Origin of the sequence: Arthrobacter jinronghuae, assembly GCF_025244825.1 — a bacterium.
GTDB classification, from domain to species: Bacteria; Actinomycetota; Actinomycetes; order Actinomycetales; family Micrococcaceae; genus Arthrobacter_B; species Arthrobacter_B jinronghuae.
Genome location: NZ_CP104263.1, coordinates 909983 through 925978 on the forward strand (window position 1 = coordinate 909983; position 15996 = coordinate 925978).

Consider the following 15996-nt stretch of genomic DNA (forward strand, 5'->3'; position numbering starts at 1 on the left):
GTCACGCGCGAAACTGTTGTGCCATGCCCGGCCTATGCCCCGACAGGTAGCCTGACCTATAGAGAACCCTTCCCAGGAGATCCACGTGAGAGTATCCACCCACCCCGTCACCAACGCGCCGCTTATCGATGTTGATCCCGAAATAGCAGCGGTTTTGAATGATGAATTGTCCCGCCAGCGCAGCACCCTCGAGATGATCGCTTCCGAGAACTTCGCGCCGCGCGCCGTCCTGGAAACCTCCGGTTCCGTCCTCACCAACAAGTACGCCGAGGGCTACCCCGGGCGCCGCTACTACGGCGGCTGTGAACATGTGGACGTGGCGGAGAACCTTGCCATCGAGCGGGTGAAGGCCCTGTTCGGTGCCGAGTTCGCCAATGTCCAGCCGCATTCCGGCGCGCAGGCAAATGCTGCCGCGCTCGCGGCCCTGATGGCACCGGGCGAGAAACTGATGGGGCTGAACCTGGCCCACGGCGGGCATCTTACCCACGGCATGAAACTGAACTTTTCCGGCAAGCTGTACGACGTCGCGGCCTACGGCGTGGACGAGCAGACGTACCGGGTGGACATGGACCGGGTCCGCGAACAGGCGCTGGCAGAACGCCCGCAGGTTATTGTCGCCGGCTGGTCCGCCTATCCGCGGCAGCTGGACTTCGAGGCCTTCCGCTCCATCGCCGATGAAGCGGGTGCCTATCTTTGGACCGACATGGCGCATTTTGCCGGACTGGTGGCCGCCGGGCTGCACCCCAACCCGGTGCCGGTGTCCGACGTCGTCACCTCCACCGTGCACAAGACCCTTGCCGGGCCGCGGTCGGGAATGATCCTGGCGAAAAAGGAATACGCGAAGAAGCTGAACTCCGCCGTCTTCCCCGGCCAGCAGGGCGGTCCGCTGATGCACGTGATTGCCGCGAAGGCCGTGGCCTTTAAGATTGCCGGCACCGAGGAGTTCCGGGAACGGCAGGAACGCGTGCTCGAGGGCGCGCGGATCATTGCCGACCGCCTGAATGCGCCGGACGTCGCCGAACACGGAGTATCAGTGCTCACCGGCGGCACCGACGTACACCTGATCCTGGTGGACCTGCGGCACTCCGCCCTGGACGGCAAGCAGGCCGAAGACCTGCTTGATTCCGTTGGCATCACGGTGAACCGCAACTCCGTGCCGTTCGACCCGCGTCCGCCGATGGTCACGTCCGGCCTGCGGATCGGCACCCCCGCGCTCGCAACCCGGGGCTTCGGCGCAACGGAGTTCACCGAGGTTGCCGAGATCATCGCCGCCGCGCTGAAGCCCGCCCCCGACGTCGAGGCCCTTCGTGCCCGCGTGGGTGCGCTGACTGAGAACTTCCCGCTCTACCCCGGACAGGAGGAATGGTAACCGTGGAGAAAGGAACCAATATGGAGGGTCCCGCGACCGATGAGGCCGCCAGCGTCAACCTTGGCTGGGAGGTTAAGGAGAAAACCGAATACGGCACTCCGGTCGCGGCGAAGATCCTGGACGGCCGCGCCGCCGCCCGGGAGATCAAGGATGACCTGGCCGAACGGGTGCGGGTGCTGAAGGAAGAGCACGGCATCACCCCGGGCCTGGGCACCGTGCTGGTGGGCGATGATCCCGCCAGCCACTCCTATGTGGGCGGCAAGCACAAGGACTGCAAGCAGGTGGGGATTAACTCCATCCGCAGGGACCTTCCCGGCGACATCAGCCAGGCAGACCTGGAAAAGGTCATCGACGAGCTGAACGAGGACCCGGCCACCACCGGCTACATTGTGCAGCTGCCGCTGCCGGCGCACATCGATGCGAATGCCATCCTGGAACGGATTGCGCCGGAAAAGGACGCGGACGGGCTGCACCCGGTCAATCTGGGCCGCCTGGTGCTCAACGTCAGCGAACCGATGACGTCTCCGCTGCCCTGCACGCCGCACGGGATCGTGCAGCTGCTGGTCCGCAACGGGATTTCGCTGAACGGCAAGAAGGTCCTGGTGGTTGGACGCGGCGTCACCGTCGGGCGGCCGCTCGGCCTGCTCCTGACCCGCCGGCCGATCAACGCCACGGTCACCCTGGCGCACACCGGGACCGCGGACCTGTTCGAGCACCTGCAGGCAGCCGACGTGGTGGTTGCCGCGGCCGGCTTCCCTGAAATGATCCGTGCCGAGGAGCTCAAGCCCGGCGCCATCGTGCTGGACGTCGGCGTCACCCGGGTCACCGACCCGGAAACCGGGGAGACCACGCTGACCGGCGACGTCGAGCCGGCAGCGGCCGACGTGGCATCCTGGATTTCGCCCAACCCGGGCGGCGTGGGCCCGATGACCCGCGCAATGCTGCTGGCGAACGTGGTGGAAGCCGCCGAACGGCAGGCCGGAATCCTGGTCTAGAACCGAATCGGTGCAATTGACGGGGCCGGTGCATGGCAACATGCACCGGCCCCGTCCTGCGTCCACTATGCTGTCTCAAGTGTCACAGATCACATCAAGCAAAACCGTCCCCGAAACCCGCTCCGACTTCGTCATTTCCGCACGGAACCTGACCAAGTCCTACGGCGATTTCACCGCCGTCAACGGCATCTCCTTCGACGTTCCGCCGGGGGAGTCCTTCGGGCTCCTCGGGCCCAACGGCGCCGGGAAATCCACCACCATGAAGATGATCGGCGGCGTCGCCCAGCGCAGCGGCGGAGACCTCAGCATCATGGGGCTGGACCCGAACACCTATGGCCCGGAGGTCCGCGCACACCTGGGCGTGGTGCCGCAGCAGGACAACCTGGATGAGGACCTGCGCGTGCGGGACAACCTCCTTGCCTACGGACGCTACTTCGGCCTGCCCAAGAGCTACCTGCAGCCCAAGGCCGACGAACTGCTGGAGTTCGCGCAGCTCACCGACAAAGCCAAGGCCCGTGTGGACTCGCTCTCCGGGGGTATGAAGCGGCGCCTGACCATTGCGCGGTCCCTGATTAACGACCCGAAGATCCTGCTGCTCGATGAACCGACCACCGGCCTTGATCCGCAGGCCCGGCACATCCTCTGGGACCGGTTGTTCCGGCTCAAGGAAGCCGGGGTGACGCTGATCCTCACCACCCATTACATGGACGAGGCCGAGCAGCTGTGTGACCGGCTGATCGTAGTGGACAAGGGCGCGATCATGACTGAAGGGTCGCCGTCGGCCCTGATCCGTGAGCATTCCACCCGTGAGGTGGTAGAGCTGCGGTTCGGTTCGGAGCGCAACACCACCGTGGCCGCCGAGCTGGAGGGGATCGGCGAGCGGATGGAGACCCTTCCGGACCGGGTGCTGATTTACGCCGATGACGGCGAAGCCGCCCTGGAAGCCGTGACCGGCCGGGGGCTGCGGCCCATCACCTCGCTGGTGCGCCGCTCCTCGCTGGAAGATGTGTTCCTGCGCCTGACCGGGAGGAGCCTCGTTGACTAGGCCGGAATCCGCTGCCCAACCTGCACTTGAGCGCCATGAGGTCCTCGGACTGCGGTCGCCGCTGACCCCGCGCCAAACCGCCGCCAGGGCGCGGCGCTTCGGTGCCTTGTACTACGCGGACATGTGGATCCGCCGGATGCGCGGCTACCAGGGGACCGTGCTGATGACCGCCATAGGCACCCCGCTGGTCTACCTGCTGGGCATGGGCACGGGCCTGGCGGTGCTGATCGACGGGAACTCGAACGCGGGTTTCCCGGGTGGCGACGGTTCGACCGTGTCCTACCTGGTGTTCCTGGGACCTGCCCTCGTGGCCACGGCAGCGCTGATGGTCTCCAGCGAGGAAAATACCTACACCGTCATGGGCGGATTCAAGTGGCACCGGACGTACTACGGACCCAACGCTTCGCCGATCTCCAGCGGACAGATTGCCCTCGGCCACGTCCTGGGAGTTACGGTCCGCATCCTGCTGACCACGGGCCTCTACTACCTGTTCCTGGTGCTCTTCGGTGCCGTGGTGCAGCCTGCAACCGGTTGGCTCATGATCTTCACGGCGCTGCTGGCCGGACTTGCGTTCGGGATGCCGCTATTGGCGTTCAGCTCCACCCTGAAAGAGGACAAGGGGCAGTTCGCCATGGTCCAGCGGTTCATTGTGATGCCGCTGTTCCTGTTCTCCGGCACCTTCTTTCCGCTGGAGTCGCTGCCGCTGGCCGTCCGCTGGATCGGCTGGATCTCGCCGCTCTGGCATTCCACCGAACTGGGCCGGGTGCTCAGCTACGGACACCCGGAGCCGGCAGCCATGACCGCCGTCCACCTGGTGTACCTGCTGGTCCTGACCGTCGGTGGGCTGGTACTGGCCCGGCGGAACTTCACGAGGAGGCTCGACGGATGAGCATCGAAAACCGCACGGCGCCTACTGTGCTGGTACCGCAGGACAGGTTCCTCGGCTCGCTGTACGGACGAAATATCCGGGCCGTGATTGCCCGCGGGCTCAAGGCCACGTGGGGCACCAACTGGAGCATCATGGTCAGCGGGTTCGTCGAACCCGTGCTGTACCTGGTGGCCATGGGCATAGGCCTGGGCGCTTTGGTGGGGGCGGTTTCCGGCCCCGGCGGGCAGGAAATGGAATATGCCAACTTCATTGCGCCGGCGCTGCTGGCAGTGTCGGCGATGAACGGCGCGGTGTACGACTCCACCATGAACGTGTTCTTCAAGCTCCACTACTCCCGGCTCTACGAGGGCATGCTGTCCACGCCCCTGGGTCCGTTGGACGTGGCGATGGGAGAGATCTTCCTGGCCCTGCTCCGCGGAGCGCTCTATGCCACCGGCTTCACCGCCGTGATGGGCGCGATGGGCCTGATCACCTCACCCTGGGCGCTGCTGATGATTCCGGCCGCCGTGGTGATCGCTTTTGGCTTCGCTTCCTTCGGAATGGCCGTGACCAGTTACATGAAGACATTCCAGCAGCTGGACTGGGTCCAAATGATCATGCTGCCCATGTTCCTGCTCTCTGCCACCTTCTATCCGCTGAGTGTGTACCCCGAAGCAGTGCAGTCCGTGATCCAGGCACTGCCGCTCTGGCACGGCGTGGAACTGCTCCGGCAGATCAGTGTGGGCATCTTCAGCTGGGGAACGGCAGGGCACCTGCTGTACTTCGTGGTGATGATTGTGCTCGGCCTGACCCTGACCACTAACCGGCTCCGGGCGCTGTTCCTGAAGTAGGCTCCGGGTCAGCCGGCCAGCTGCTCATGTTTTCGGGCGAAGATCCCGGCCAGGCGGTCATTGAAGAGCACAAACTCCGCGCGCTTCAGCGTCCCCGGAGTGTGGGCCAGGACCTCCTGCAGCCCGATTCCCGCCACGGTCTCCGGGTCCCACCCGTAGATGCCCGCACTCACGGCCGGAAAGGAAATGCTCTCCGCGCACAGCTCCTCGGCAACGGCCAGGGCGGTGCGGAAACAGGACCTCAGCAGCTCCGGGTCCGTTTCCCCTGCCCCGGCGTTGGGACCCACGGTGTGCACCACCCACCGCGCAGGCAGGTCGAACGCGTCCGTAGCCACGGACCGGCCAGTGGGAAGCCCCTGCGGCAACGATGTCCTGCGCAGCTCACGGCAGGCGGCCAGGAGCTTCGGGCCCGCCGCCCGGTGGATGGCGCCGTCCACTCCGCCGCCGCCGAGCAACGATGAGTTGGCAGCATTGACGACGACGTCGGTATCCCGGGTGGTGATGTCGCCGGTGGCGATGGTGATCTGCATCGAGCCAGTCTGCCACTGCAGCCGCCCCGTTTTCCACCGCGGGACAGGCCTGCACCACCGCGCAGAGCGAACGCGGCATCCGGCACCTGTCCGAGTTTGAGAGAATAAAACCATGCAGTCGATCCGAAACGGCCAGACGCCGTCGTCCTCGTCCTCGCCCGGCCGCGGCATTAGCCGCAAGATGGGCTCTACGGGCATCGTCGTGATGCTCATTGTCTTCCTGGTGGCAGTGGTTTTCGCCGCCAACCAGAATGACGTCATCGGTTGGCTGGTGGTCATTGTGTCCCTCGGCTGGCTGTTCCTCTCGACGTTCGTGGTGTTCTCGGTTCGGAGTGCCACGCGCAAGGCCACCGCAAAGCTCGCCGGTGCCACCGCCGGCCTTGCTCCCCGCGGCGGCGTCCAGGTGGTCGACGAAAGCACCACTGTGCGCGACCAGAAACTGGACCACAGCTTCAAGATCATCCAGGTCCAGGCGAAGGTCATTGTCCAGAACCTGGACGCTGACCGGGAAATGGTGGACCGTGCCCTGGAGACCATCGAGATCACGGCGTCCAACGGCCGTGGCATGATCAAGAAGGACGACGGCGGGCCTGTCGAAGGCACCGTAGTCGACTAGTTCCCGCCCACCCCTTCCGGGCGCGCCGTGCCGGTGGCGGCCGTTTCGGGATGAACAGCTACTGAGGAGTATGGTTATTCGCGTGAGTTCGGCATCAACAGGGACGGCATCAACAGGGACTATGGACAGTTCCGGGGAAACCCTGCGCATTGCGTCCGTGAACGTCAACGGCATCCGTGCCGCCTACAAGCGGGGCATGGCCGATTGGCTGGCGGAGCGCGATGTGGACATCCTGTGCCTGCAGGAGGTGCGCGCGCCCGACGCCATCCTGAAGGACCTGCTCGGTGATACCTGGCACGTCCAGCACGCCGAATGCCTTGAGGCCAAGGGCCGTGCCGGTGTTGCCATCGCCTCCCGCACCGAACCGGTCGCCGTCCGCGAGCACATCGGCGACGAGTACTTCGCACGTTCGGGCCGCTGGGTGGAGGCGGACTTCAAGGTCGCGGTGGCGGGAGAAGAGAAGATCCTCACCGTCGTCAGCGCCTACGTCCATTCCGGCGAGGTGGATACGCCCAAGCAGGTGGACAAGTACCGCTTCCTCGACACCATGGCCGTCCGGCTGCCCGCCCTGGCGCAGACCAGCGACTTCGTGCTGGTGGTGGGGGACCTGAACGTGGGACACACACCCCTGGACATCAAGAACTGGAAGGGCAACGTCAAGCGCGCAGGCTTCCTGCCAGAGGAACGTGCCTACTTTGACCGCTTCTTCGGCGAGGAAATCGGTTACACCGACGTCCACCGCTCCCTCGCCGGTGAGGTCAACGGACCGTACACCTGGTGGAGCTGGCGCGGACAGGCGTTCGACAATGACTCCGGCTGGCGGATCGACTACCACATGGCCACGCCGGAGCTGGCGGCACGGGCCGTCAACGCCGTCGTCGACCGTGCCCCCACGTATGACTCCCGCTTCTCAGACCACGCTCCAGTAGTGATCGACTACCAGTTCTAAGGGTTTCCTCCATGACATCTGAGTCTTCCAGCAGCCGCCGGCGCATCCTCTCGGGAATGCAGCCGTCCGCCGATTCCCTGCATCTGGGCAACTACCTCGGCGCCTTGGTGAACTGGGTGCGGCTTCAGGACGAATACGACGCCTACTTCTTCATCCCGGACCTGCACGCCATCACGGTGCCCCAGGATCCCGAGGACCTGCGCAAGCGCACCCGCGTCACCGCTGCCCAGTACATTGCGGGCGGCGTCGACGTCGACAAGGCGACTCTGTTTGTCCAGTCCCAGGTGCCCGAGCACGCCCAGCTGGCATGGGTGCTGAACTGCCTCACCGGATTCGGTGAGGCCTCCCGCATGACGCAGTTCAAGGACAAGCAGCAGCGCTTCGGCTCTGACTCGGCCAGTGTCGGACTGTTCACCTACCCGATCCTGCAGGTGGCCGACATCCTGCTCTACCAGCCGCACGGCGTGCCCGTGGGCGAAGACCAGCGGCAGCACGTAGAGCTGAGCCGGGACCTCGCCAAGCGGTTCAACACGCGGTTCGGCGACACCTTCGTGGTGCCCGAGGTCTTTATCCAAAAAGAAGCGGCCAAGATCTACGACCTGCAGAACCCCTCGGCGAAGATGTCCAAGTCCGCCGCGTCGCCGGCAGGCCTGATCAACCTCCTCGATGAGGACAAGGTCATAGCCAAGCGGATCAAGTCGGCAGTGACCGACGACGGCAGCGAGATCCGTTTCGACCGGGACGCCAAGCCGGGGATCTCGAACCTGCTGTCCATCTACTCCCTGATCAGCGGACGCAGCGTGGAAACCCTGGAGAAGGAGTACGAGGGGAAGATGTACGGACACCTGAAGGTGGACCTTGCGGAGGTCGTCACCGAACACATCCGGCCCATCCGTGAACGTGCCCTGCACCTGCTGGACGATCCGGCCGAGCTGGACCGCCTGCTGGCCGTCGGTGCTGCCAAGGCCAGGGAGTCGGCGTCGGTGACTCTCGCAGACGTGTACAACAAGGTCGGCTTCCTGCCGCTGGGCAGCGTTACCGCCTAGTCCCATGAGAATCTCCGAATCCTACGACCAGGCCATGCGAGCCGGCAGCATGAACGGCAGCCACGCTCCGCAGTGCGATGCGCACTGCGTGGGGATAGTGATTGCGGTTCCGGAGCCGATGGCGGCCGAGCTGAAGGCGGCACGGGCGTCCTTCGGGGATCCCATGGCGGCGCTGATCCCGGCGCACATCACTCTGGTCACCACCACGGAAACGGATGACTGGGAAGCGACGTTGAAGCATGTGCGCAAAGTCGCCGCGGCGCAGGAGCCGTTCCGGGTGACGCTGGAGGGGACCGCCACCTTCCGGCCGGTTTCGCCGGTGGTCTTCCTGAACGTCGACGAGGGCTTTGACGAGTGCACGGCGCTGCACAAGGAGCTCCAGAGCGGCCCGCTGGCCCGGGACCTGGCCTTCCCCTTCCACCCGCACGTTACGGTGGCGCACGATGTCAGCGAGCAGAGCATGGACGAAGCCGTTCGCCGGCTGGGCAGCTATTCCGCAGGTTTTACGGTGGACTGCGTGGGCCTTTACGAGCACGATGCCACCGGGCTATGGAAGCTGCAGGAGCACGTCAGGCTCGGATCCGGGAAGCAGCCGGACTAGGACTCTCCGCCCAGGTCCAGATAGGTGCCGGCCCAGGCGGCAATGATTGCCGCGGCGCGGGTTGTCTGGGCCCGGTCCACCATCAGGTGGTCGCTGCCTTCGAGCGAAATGAAATTCCGGGGATGCCGAGCGGTCCGGAAGATCTCGCTCGCGTTGTCTATGCCCACGGTGTTGTCGGTGGGGGAGTGCATCACCAGCAGGGGCAGGTGCAGCTCCTTGATGCTGTCCGTGAGGTCATGACTGCGCAGGTCCTCAATCAGGTGGCGGCGGATTTCCAGTTCCCCGCCGCCCAGATCTACGGCTGCCGATCCCTGTTCGTGAATCCGGTCCAGCTCCGATTCGAAGAGGTGGACGACGTGTGAGGGGCGGAAGGGCGCCGCGATGGTCACCACGGCGTCCAGTCCGGGAACCTGTGAAGCGGCTGCCAGGACGGCGGCGCCGCCGAGCGAATGGCCCACCAGCAGGGAGACCGGGCGGCCGGTATCCGCCATGAAGGCGCACGCACTGAGCACGTCTGCCACCTTGGTGCTGAAGCTGCCGTCTTCCCACCTGCCGGTGGAACTGCCCAGCCCCGCGGCGTCGTAGCGGAGCACACCGATGCCGTGGCCGGCCAGGGCCTTGGAAATCCGAGAGGCTGCGGCGCTGTTCTTTCCGAGCGTGAAGCCGTGGCAAAAGACCGCCCAGTCGCGGGCTCCGCCGTCGGGGATATCGACGGTTCCCGAGAGGGTGGTCCCGTTGACGCCGGAAAAGGACACAGATTCAAACGAAGGCATGGAGCAACTCTATCGAGTATGCAAAAGGCGCCGGTAAGCGGTGAAATCCGCTTACCGGCGCCTTGCGCAGGAACTGCTTAGAGGGAGCGGGCCAGGATGGCCTGCTTGACCTCTGAAATGGCCTTGGTGACCTGGATGCCGCGGGGGCAGGCTTCCGAGCAGTTGAAGGTGGTGCGGCAGCGCCACACGCCTTCCTTGTCGTTCAGGATCTCCAGGCGCATGTCTCCGGCGTCGTCACGTGAATCGAAGATGAAGCGGTGCGCGTTGACGATGGCCGCCGGGCCGAAGTACTGGCCGTCGGTCCAGAAGACGGGGCAGGAGGACGTGCAAGCGGCGCAGAGGATGCACTTGGTGGTGTCGTCGAAGCGCTCACGGTCCTCGGCGGACTGCAGGCGTTCCTTCGTGGGTTCGTGGCCCTTGGTGACCAGGAACGGCATGATCTCGCGGTAGGACTGGAAGAACGGCTCCATGTCCACGATCAGGTCCTTTTCCACCGGCAGGCCCTTGATGGGCTCGACGAGGATGGGCTTGGACGTGTCCAGGTCCTTCAGCAGGGTCTTGCAGGCCAGGCGGTTGCGGCCGTTGATGCGCATGGCATCGGAGCCGCAGACGCCGTGGGCACAGGAACGGCGGAACGAAACCGAGCCGTCGTGCTCCCACTTGACCTTGTGCAGCGCATCCAGCACGCGGTCCGTGCCGTACATGGTCAGCTTCCACTCATCCCAGTAGGCTTCGTCGGAAACCTCGGGGTTGTAGCGACGGACCTTCAGGGTGATCTCGAACGAGGGGATCTCTCCGCCGATTGACTCGGGGAGCTCTACCTTCGAGGCCGGCTCGGCGATTTCGGTTGTCATTAGTACTTCCTCACCATCGGCTCGTAGCGCGTGAAAATGACCGGCTTGGTGTCCAACCGGATGCCGGCGGTGTGCTCGGTATTCTCGGCTTCGTCAACCTTGTAGGCCATCGAATGCTTCATGAAGTTCTCGTCATCGCGCTCCGGGAAGTCCTCGCGGAAGTGTCCGCCGCGGGATTCGGTGCGGTGCAGGGCGGCAACGCTCATGACCTTTGCCAGTTCCAGGAGGAAGCCAAGCTCCACGGCCTCGAGGAGGTCTAGGTTGAAGCGCTTGCCCTTATCCTGGACGCTGATTTTCTGGTACCGCTCCTCGAAGGAAGCGATGTCCGTCAGGACCTGCTGGATGGTTTCCGCGGTGCGGAACACCTGCATGTTCAGGTCCATGGTGTTCTGCAGGTCGCGGCGGATTTCGGAGACACGCTCGGTGCCTTCGGAGTTGCGCACGTGGTCCAGCAGGTTGACCGTGTCCAGCTCGGAGTTCTCCGGCAGATCGACAAAGTCGGCGGTCAGGGCGTATTCGGCAGCGTAAATGCCGGCCCGCTTGCCGAAGACGTTGATGTCCAGCAGGGAGTTGGTGCCAAGCCGGTTGGAGCCGTGTACGGACACGCAGGCAACTTCGCCGGCCGCGTACAGCCCGGGGATCACCGTGTCGTTGTCCTGGAGTACCTCGGCCTTGATGTTGGTGGGAATGCCGCCCATCACGTAGTGCGCCGTCGGGAACACCGGCACCGGTTCGGTGTAGGGCTCCACACCGAGGTAGGTGCGGGCGAACTCCGTGATGTCCGGAAGCTTCGCATCGATGTGCGCCGGTTCCAGGTGCGTCAGGTCCAGCAGGACGTAGTCCTTGTTCGGGCCGCAGCCGCGTCCTTCGCGTACCTCGTTGGCCATGGAACGGGCCACGATGTCACGCGGCGCGAGGTCCTTGATGGTGGGGGCGTAGCGCTCCATGAAGCGTTCACCCTCGGAATTGCGGAGGATGGCACCTTCGCCGCGGGCGGCTTCGGAGAGCAGGATGCCCAGCCCGGCCAGGCCGGTCGGGTGGAACTGGATGAACTCCATGTCTTCCAGGGGAATGCCGCGGCGGAACGCGATGCCCATGCCGTCACCGGTGAGGGTGTGTGCGTTGGACGTGGTCTTGTACACCTTGCCGGCACCGCCGGAGGCGAACACCACGGACTTGGCCTGGAAGATGTGCAGCTCGCCGGTGGCGAGGTCATAGGAAATGACACCCGCAACCCGCTTCTGGCCGTCGGGGTCGACGACGGTGATGAGGTCCAGGACGTAGTACTCGTTGTAGAACTCAACGTTGTGCTTGACGCAGTTTTGGTAGAGCGTCTGCAGGATCATGTGGCCCGTGCGGTCTGCGGCGTAGCATGCACGGCGTACCGGTGCCTTGCCGTGGTCACGGGTGTGCCCGCCGAAGCGGCGCTGGTCGATGCGTCCTTCGGGCGTGCGGTTGAACGGCAGGCCCATCTTCTCCAGGTCCAGCACGGCGTCAATGGCTTCCTTGGCCATGACCTCGGCTGCATCCTGGTCCACCAGGTAGTCACCGCCCTTGACGGTGTCGAAGGTGTGCCATTCCCAGTTGTCTTCTTCGACGTTGGCCAGGGCCGCGCACATGCCGCCCTGTGCCGCACCCGTGTGGGAGCGGGTGGGGTACAGCTTGGTCAGTACCGCCGTACGGGCGCGCTGACCTGATTCGATGGCGGCACGCATACCGGCGCCGCCTGCGCCGACGATGACGACGTCGTACTTATGGACCTGCATAGCAGATGCTCTTTCTGTTGAAACTACTAGAAATTCGTGGGCGTACCCGTGGTTGTCCTGCGCCGGCCTTAGCTGGCGCCGCAGAACTCCTGGAGCGTCTCAGTCGAGGCGCCTGCAAGGCAGGGGTCAAAGGTGAAGATCACCAGGGTGCCGAGCACGATGATCACGAAGGTCGCGACATAGAGGACAGTCTTGAGCCACATGCGGGTGGCCTTCTTGTCTGCGTAGTCGTTGATGATGACGCGGACGCCGTTGGTGCCGTGAAGCATGGCCAGCCACAGCATGACCAGATCCCAGACCTGCCACAGCGGGCTTGCCCACTTGCCGGCAACGAAGCCGAAGTCAACGGCGTGGATGCCGTCGCCCAGGACCAGGTTCATAAACAGGTGCGTGAAGATCAGGACAACAAGGATCACGCCGGAAACGCGCATGAACAGCCACGCAAGCATTTCAAAGTTGCCGCGGCCCGAGGAGTTGCGCGTGTAGCGCGGGGCGATGCGTCCTGAACGGGGTGCTTCGAGGGCGTGCGCTTCGTTAGTAGATGTGCTCATTGGTTATTAACCCCCGAAGACGTTGGGCAGGTGGCGAATGGAGAAGCCGATAACCGTAACGGCCCACAGGGCAACAACGCCCCAGAGCATCTGGCGCTGGTACTTGGGCCCCTTCTTCCAGAAGTCGATCAGGACTACACGCAGGCCGTTGAAGGCATGGAACACAATCGCCGCAACGAGACCAAGCTCGCCGAGGCCCATAATCGGGTTCTTGTAGGATTCGATCACCACGTTGTAGGCCTCCGGCGAAACTCGCACCAAAGAGGTATCCAGAACATGGACCAAAAGGAAGAAGAAGATCGCCACGCCGGTGATACGGTGCACAACCCACGACCATTGGCCCTCACGGCCACGGTAGAGAGTGCCTGCTGGTAACTTCGACACTGAATTTTCCTCCCTGCATCGCAGCGGCGTTAGCGCGTGTTCCACGCAGTGATGACGCCGGTGCGACAGCGATATAAGCTCTACCATAATCTAGGCTGACGTGACCGGGGTTTCAATTTAGGTTCGCCTATGGTGTGACGCTGATTACATTGAATCGGCGCTGAAAAGGCTGTAGCAGCGCCGCTTCCTGAAGTTCGCCGGCAGGCTGGGCTAATCTTGGCTGTGATGAGTAACGAAAAGCCACAAGCCGCCCCTGCGTCCGCCGTTCTTGACCGTTTTTACGGGGTCATCCCGGCGGGCGGCGTCGGTACGCGCCTTTGGCCTCTTTCCCGGGCGGCCGCACCCAAGTTCCTGCACGACCTGACAGGTTCGGGCTCCACGCTGATCCGGGCCACCTACGAGCGCCTGAGCCCGCTCAGCGGAGACCGCGTCATGGTAGTGACCGGGGCCGTGCACCGGCAGGCCGTGCGGCAGCAGCTGCCCGAAATCTCCAATAAGAACCTGGTCCTGGAACTCGAGCCGAAGGATTCGGCCGCAGCGATCGGCCTTGCTGCGGCGATCCTTTACAAGCGGGATCCGCAGATCATCATGGGGTCCTTCGCCGCAGACCAGGTCATTGCTCCCGTGGAGGTCTTCCAGGCCGCCGTCCGGGAAGCCGTGCACACCGCAGCGCAGGGATATATCGTCACCATCGGCATCGAACCCACGCACCCGTCCACCGGTTTCGGTTATATCCGTGCCGGCGAGCAGCTGCGGGTTGCCGGCGCACCGAGCGCACGCTCCGTGGTCGAGTTCGTGGAGAAACCGTCCGCGGATGTTGCGCAGACGTACCTGGACAGCGGCAGCTACAGCTGGAACGCCGGCATGTTCGTGGCCCCGGTGGATCTGATGCTCAAGCACCTGGAAGCCAATGAGCCGGTGCTCTACGCCGGCCTGATGGAAATTGCGGACGCCTGGGACACCACCCGACGCCGCGAAGTGGTCCGCCGCGTCTGGCCCTCGCTGCCCAAGATTGCCATTGACTATGCCGTCGCTGAACCGGCGGCGGCAGCAGGTGACGTCGCAATGATCCCGGGTGCGTTCAGCTGGGATGATGTCGGCGACTTCGCCGCGATCGGCCGGCTGAACCCCGCAGCGGAAAACAGCAACCTGACGGTCATGGGCGAGGGTGCCCGCGTCTACTCCGAAAACGCCACCGGAATAGTCGTCTCCGATACCAAGCGTGTCATTGCGCTGATCGGGATTGAGGACGTCGTCATCGTGGACACTCCCGACGCCCTGCTGGTGACCACCAAGGAACACGCGCAGGAAGTCAAGAAGGCCGTGGAACACCTGAAGGCCAGCGGCGACACCGACGTCCTGTAGGCGGTCCGCCGAACACCGTCACGCGGCGTCGTTTCCGGTGCCGCACATTCCCGCTTTGGCTCCGGAATTGGCTAACCTTGAGGTTGTGCAGACTATCCCTTTGAGCAATTCGCCAATCCCCTCAATACGGGGGAGTGTGGCGCCGCTCATGGACGGATTGATTGAGTTCCGGCGGGACCTCCACTCGCATCCCGAGCTCTCGCATAAGGAATTCCGTACTACCGACCGCATTGTCGAAGCCCTGGAGCATGCGGGCCTGACACCCAAACGGCTCGAAAACACGGGCGTTGTGGTGGACATCGGCGAAGGTCCCGTCCGGCTGGCGGTCCGGGCGGATATCGATGCCCTTCCCGTGTTGGAGGAGACCGGACTGCCGTACGCCTCGGAGAACACCGGGATAGCCCACGCCTGCGGCCATGACATCCACACCACGGTGATGCTTGGCGTAGCCAAGGTGCTTGCAGGGTTCGACGCCGCCGGTGAGCTGGGCGGACGGGTGCGCGTGATTTTCCAGCCGGCGGAAGAAGTGATGCCGGGCGGCGCCCTCTCGGTGATCGAGCAGGGGGCCCTGGACGGCGTGCCGCGCGTCCTGGCCCTGCACTGCGACCCCCGGGTGGACGTGGGGCAGGTAGGCACCCGCATCGGTGCGATTACCTCGGCGTCCGACACCATCCGGATCGAACTCAGCGGCCGCGGCGGGCATACCTCCCGCCCGCACCTGACCGAGGACCTGGTCTTCGCGCTGGCCGAGATCGCCGTCAGTGTTCCGGCCGTGCTCTCCCGCCGCATCGATGTGCGCAGCGGAGTTTCCGTGGTGTGGGGCCAGATGCACGCGGGTTCCGCGCCCAATGCCATTCCCGGACACGGATTCATGGCGGGCACCATGCGCTGCCTCGACGCCGAAGCCTGGCATGCCGCCGGGGAGCTGCTGGACAAGGTGGTGCGGGAAATCGCGGCGCCGTTCGGCGTCGACGTGCACCTGGAGCACATCCGCGGCGTTCCCCCGGTTATTAACGCCGACGCCGAGATCAGCCTGATCGAGGCGGCGGCCCGCGCCGAACTGGGCGAAGACGCCGTTGTGCTGGCCCCGCAGTCGATGGGCGGGGAGGACTTCGCCTGGATGACGCAGGCGGTGCCGGGCGCCCTGATGCGGCTCGGCACCCGCTCGCCCGGCGGGGAAACGTTCGATCTGCACCGTGGAGACTACAACCCGGATGAACGTGCAATCAGCTGCGGCGTAAGCGTGATGGCAGCTGCGGCCCTCCGCGCCGCACGGGGCCTGCGGCACTGACTGCGCATCGCCCGTTCCACCCCGTTGGGGCTGCGTAACCTGGCGACACAATCCGGCCTGCAAGCTGCGCAGGGAACCGGCCGGGACCATAGCAGTCCGGTCCCGGCCGGAAGTTCCCATTTGATAACAACATGTAAACAAT

At 64.6% G+C, this 15996-nt stretch carries 17 protein-coding genes; 11 read left to right on the forward strand and 6 right to left on the reverse strand.

All coding sequences use genetic code 11. The annotated features are described in order from the left end of the window. The first annotated feature begins 85 nt into the window (after nt 1–85). The 5 genes from glyA to N2K98_RS04225 all read left to right on the forward strand — a co-directional run bounded on the left by glyA (nt 86) and on the right by N2K98_RS04225 (nt 5128). Nucleotides 86–1369: a serine hydroxymethyltransferase gene (gene glyA / locus N2K98_RS04205; protein WP_308219837.1), complete on the forward strand. Its 1284-nt coding sequence runs from the start codon at nt 86–88 to the stop codon at nt 1367–1369. Nucleotides 1370–1389: 20 nt separating this feature from the next. Then, nucleotides 1390–2364, forward strand: a complete 975-nt coding sequence (locus N2K98_RS04210; RefSeq protein ID WP_255798485.1) for a bifunctional methylenetetrahydrofolate dehydrogenase/methenyltetrahydrofolate cyclohydrolase — start codon at nt 1390–1392, stop codon at nt 2362–2364. Between the two features lie 67 nt (nt 2365–2431). Then, nucleotides 2432–3409, forward strand: a complete 978-nt coding sequence (locus tag N2K98_RS04215) for an ABC transporter ATP-binding protein (RefSeq protein ID WP_255866150.1) — start codon at nt 2432–2434, stop codon at nt 3407–3409. Further along, nucleotides 3402–4298 (forward strand): ABC transporter permease, encoded by an 897-nt coding sequence (locus N2K98_RS04220; RefSeq protein ID WP_255866151.1) that lies wholly within the window; start codon nt 3402–3404, stop codon nt 4296–4298. Before N2K98_RS04215 ends, N2K98_RS04220 begins: the two co-directional genes overlap by 8 nt. After that, the gene (locus N2K98_RS04225; RefSeq protein ID WP_255798488.1) at nt 4295–5128 is read left to right on the forward strand and encodes an ABC transporter permease; all 834 of its coding nucleotides are present in this window, start codon (nt 4295–4297) and stop codon (nt 5126–5128) included. The genes N2K98_RS04220 and N2K98_RS04225 overlap by 4 nt, the downstream gene beginning before the upstream one ends. Nucleotides 5129–5136: 8 nt before the next feature. Here N2K98_RS04225 and N2K98_RS04230 read toward each other — a convergent pair whose 3' ends face one another. Then, on the reverse strand, nt 5137–5658 hold the full coding sequence (locus tag N2K98_RS04230) for an O-acetyl-ADP-ribose deacetylase (protein WP_255866152.1): 522 nt from the start codon (nt 5656–5658) through the stop codon (nt 5137–5139). A 112-nt stretch (nt 5659–5770) separates the two neighbouring features. Between N2K98_RS04230 and N2K98_RS04235 the strand changes: the two genes are divergently transcribed. The 4 genes from N2K98_RS04235 (at nt 5771) to N2K98_RS04250 (ending at nt 8870) form a co-directional block, all read left to right on the forward strand. After that, the gene (locus tag N2K98_RS04235) at nt 5771–6274 is read left to right on the forward strand and encodes a hypothetical protein (RefSeq protein ID WP_255798490.1); all 504 of its coding nucleotides are present in this window, start codon (nt 5771–5773) and stop codon (nt 6272–6274) included. A 121-nt stretch (nt 6275–6395) separates the two neighbouring features. Continuing rightward, a complete protein-coding gene (locus N2K98_RS04240; protein ID WP_229952511.1) occupies nt 6396–7223 on the forward strand; it encodes an exodeoxyribonuclease III in 828 nt (275 codons plus the stop codon). 11 nt (nt 7224–7234) lie between these two features. Continuing rightward, nucleotides 7235–8269 (forward strand): tryptophan--tRNA ligase, encoded by a 1035-nt coding sequence (trpS, locus tag N2K98_RS04245; RefSeq protein ID WP_255798491.1) that lies wholly within the window; start codon nt 7235–7237, stop codon nt 8267–8269. Between the two features lie 4 nt (nt 8270–8273). After that, nucleotides 8274–8870, forward strand: coding sequence for a 2'-5' RNA ligase family protein (locus N2K98_RS04250; RefSeq protein WP_370646451.1), 597 nt, complete (start codon nt 8274–8276; stop codon nt 8868–8870). On the opposite strand, the gene N2K98_RS04255 is transcribed toward N2K98_RS04250, so the two are convergent. From N2K98_RS04255 to sdhC, 5 genes are all read right to left on the reverse strand, one after another. After that, nucleotides 8867–9643 carry an alpha/beta hydrolase family protein gene (locus tag N2K98_RS04255; protein ID WP_255866153.1) on the reverse strand — a complete coding sequence of 259 codons (777 nt, stop codon included), beginning with the start codon at nt 9641–9643 and terminating at the stop codon, nt 8867–8869. The genes N2K98_RS04250 and N2K98_RS04255 overlap by 4 nt on opposite strands. A gap of 77 nt (nt 9644–9720) precedes the next feature. After that, the gene (locus tag N2K98_RS04260) at nt 9721–10497 is read right to left on the reverse strand and encodes a succinate dehydrogenase iron-sulfur subunit (RefSeq protein ID WP_227914227.1); all 777 of its coding nucleotides are present in this window, start codon (nt 10495–10497) and stop codon (nt 9721–9723) included. Further along, nucleotides 10497–12263: a succinate dehydrogenase flavoprotein subunit gene (sdhA, locus tag N2K98_RS04265; RefSeq protein ID WP_255866154.1), complete on the reverse strand. Its 1767-nt coding sequence runs from the start codon at nt 12261–12263 to the stop codon at nt 10497–10499. Before sdhA ends, N2K98_RS04260 begins: the two co-directional genes overlap by 1 nt. 68 nt (nt 12264–12331) lie before the next feature. Further along, nucleotides 12332–12814, reverse strand: a complete 483-nt coding sequence (locus tag N2K98_RS04270) for a succinate dehydrogenase hydrophobic membrane anchor subunit (RefSeq protein ID WP_255798494.1) — start codon at nt 12812–12814, stop codon at nt 12332–12334. A 6-nt stretch (nt 12815–12820) separates the two neighbouring features. Further along, nucleotides 12821–13198, reverse strand: coding sequence for a succinate dehydrogenase, cytochrome b556 subunit (sdhC, locus tag N2K98_RS04275; protein WP_146363726.1), 378 nt, complete (start codon nt 13196–13198; stop codon nt 12821–12823). 225 nt (nt 13199–13423) lie between these two features. On the opposite strand from sdhC, the gene N2K98_RS04280 reads away from it, so the two are divergent. Next, the gene (locus tag N2K98_RS04280; RefSeq protein WP_255798495.1) at nt 13424–14563 is read left to right on the forward strand and encodes a mannose-1-phosphate guanylyltransferase; all 1140 of its coding nucleotides are present in this window, start codon (nt 13424–13426) and stop codon (nt 14561–14563) included. A 148-nt stretch (nt 14564–14711) separates the two neighbouring features. Next, the gene (locus tag N2K98_RS04285; protein ID WP_255798496.1) at nt 14712–15854 is read left to right on the forward strand and encodes an amidohydrolase; all 1143 of its coding nucleotides are present in this window, start codon (nt 14712–14714) and stop codon (nt 15852–15854) included. The last annotated feature ends 142 nt before the right edge of the window (nt 15855–15996 follow it).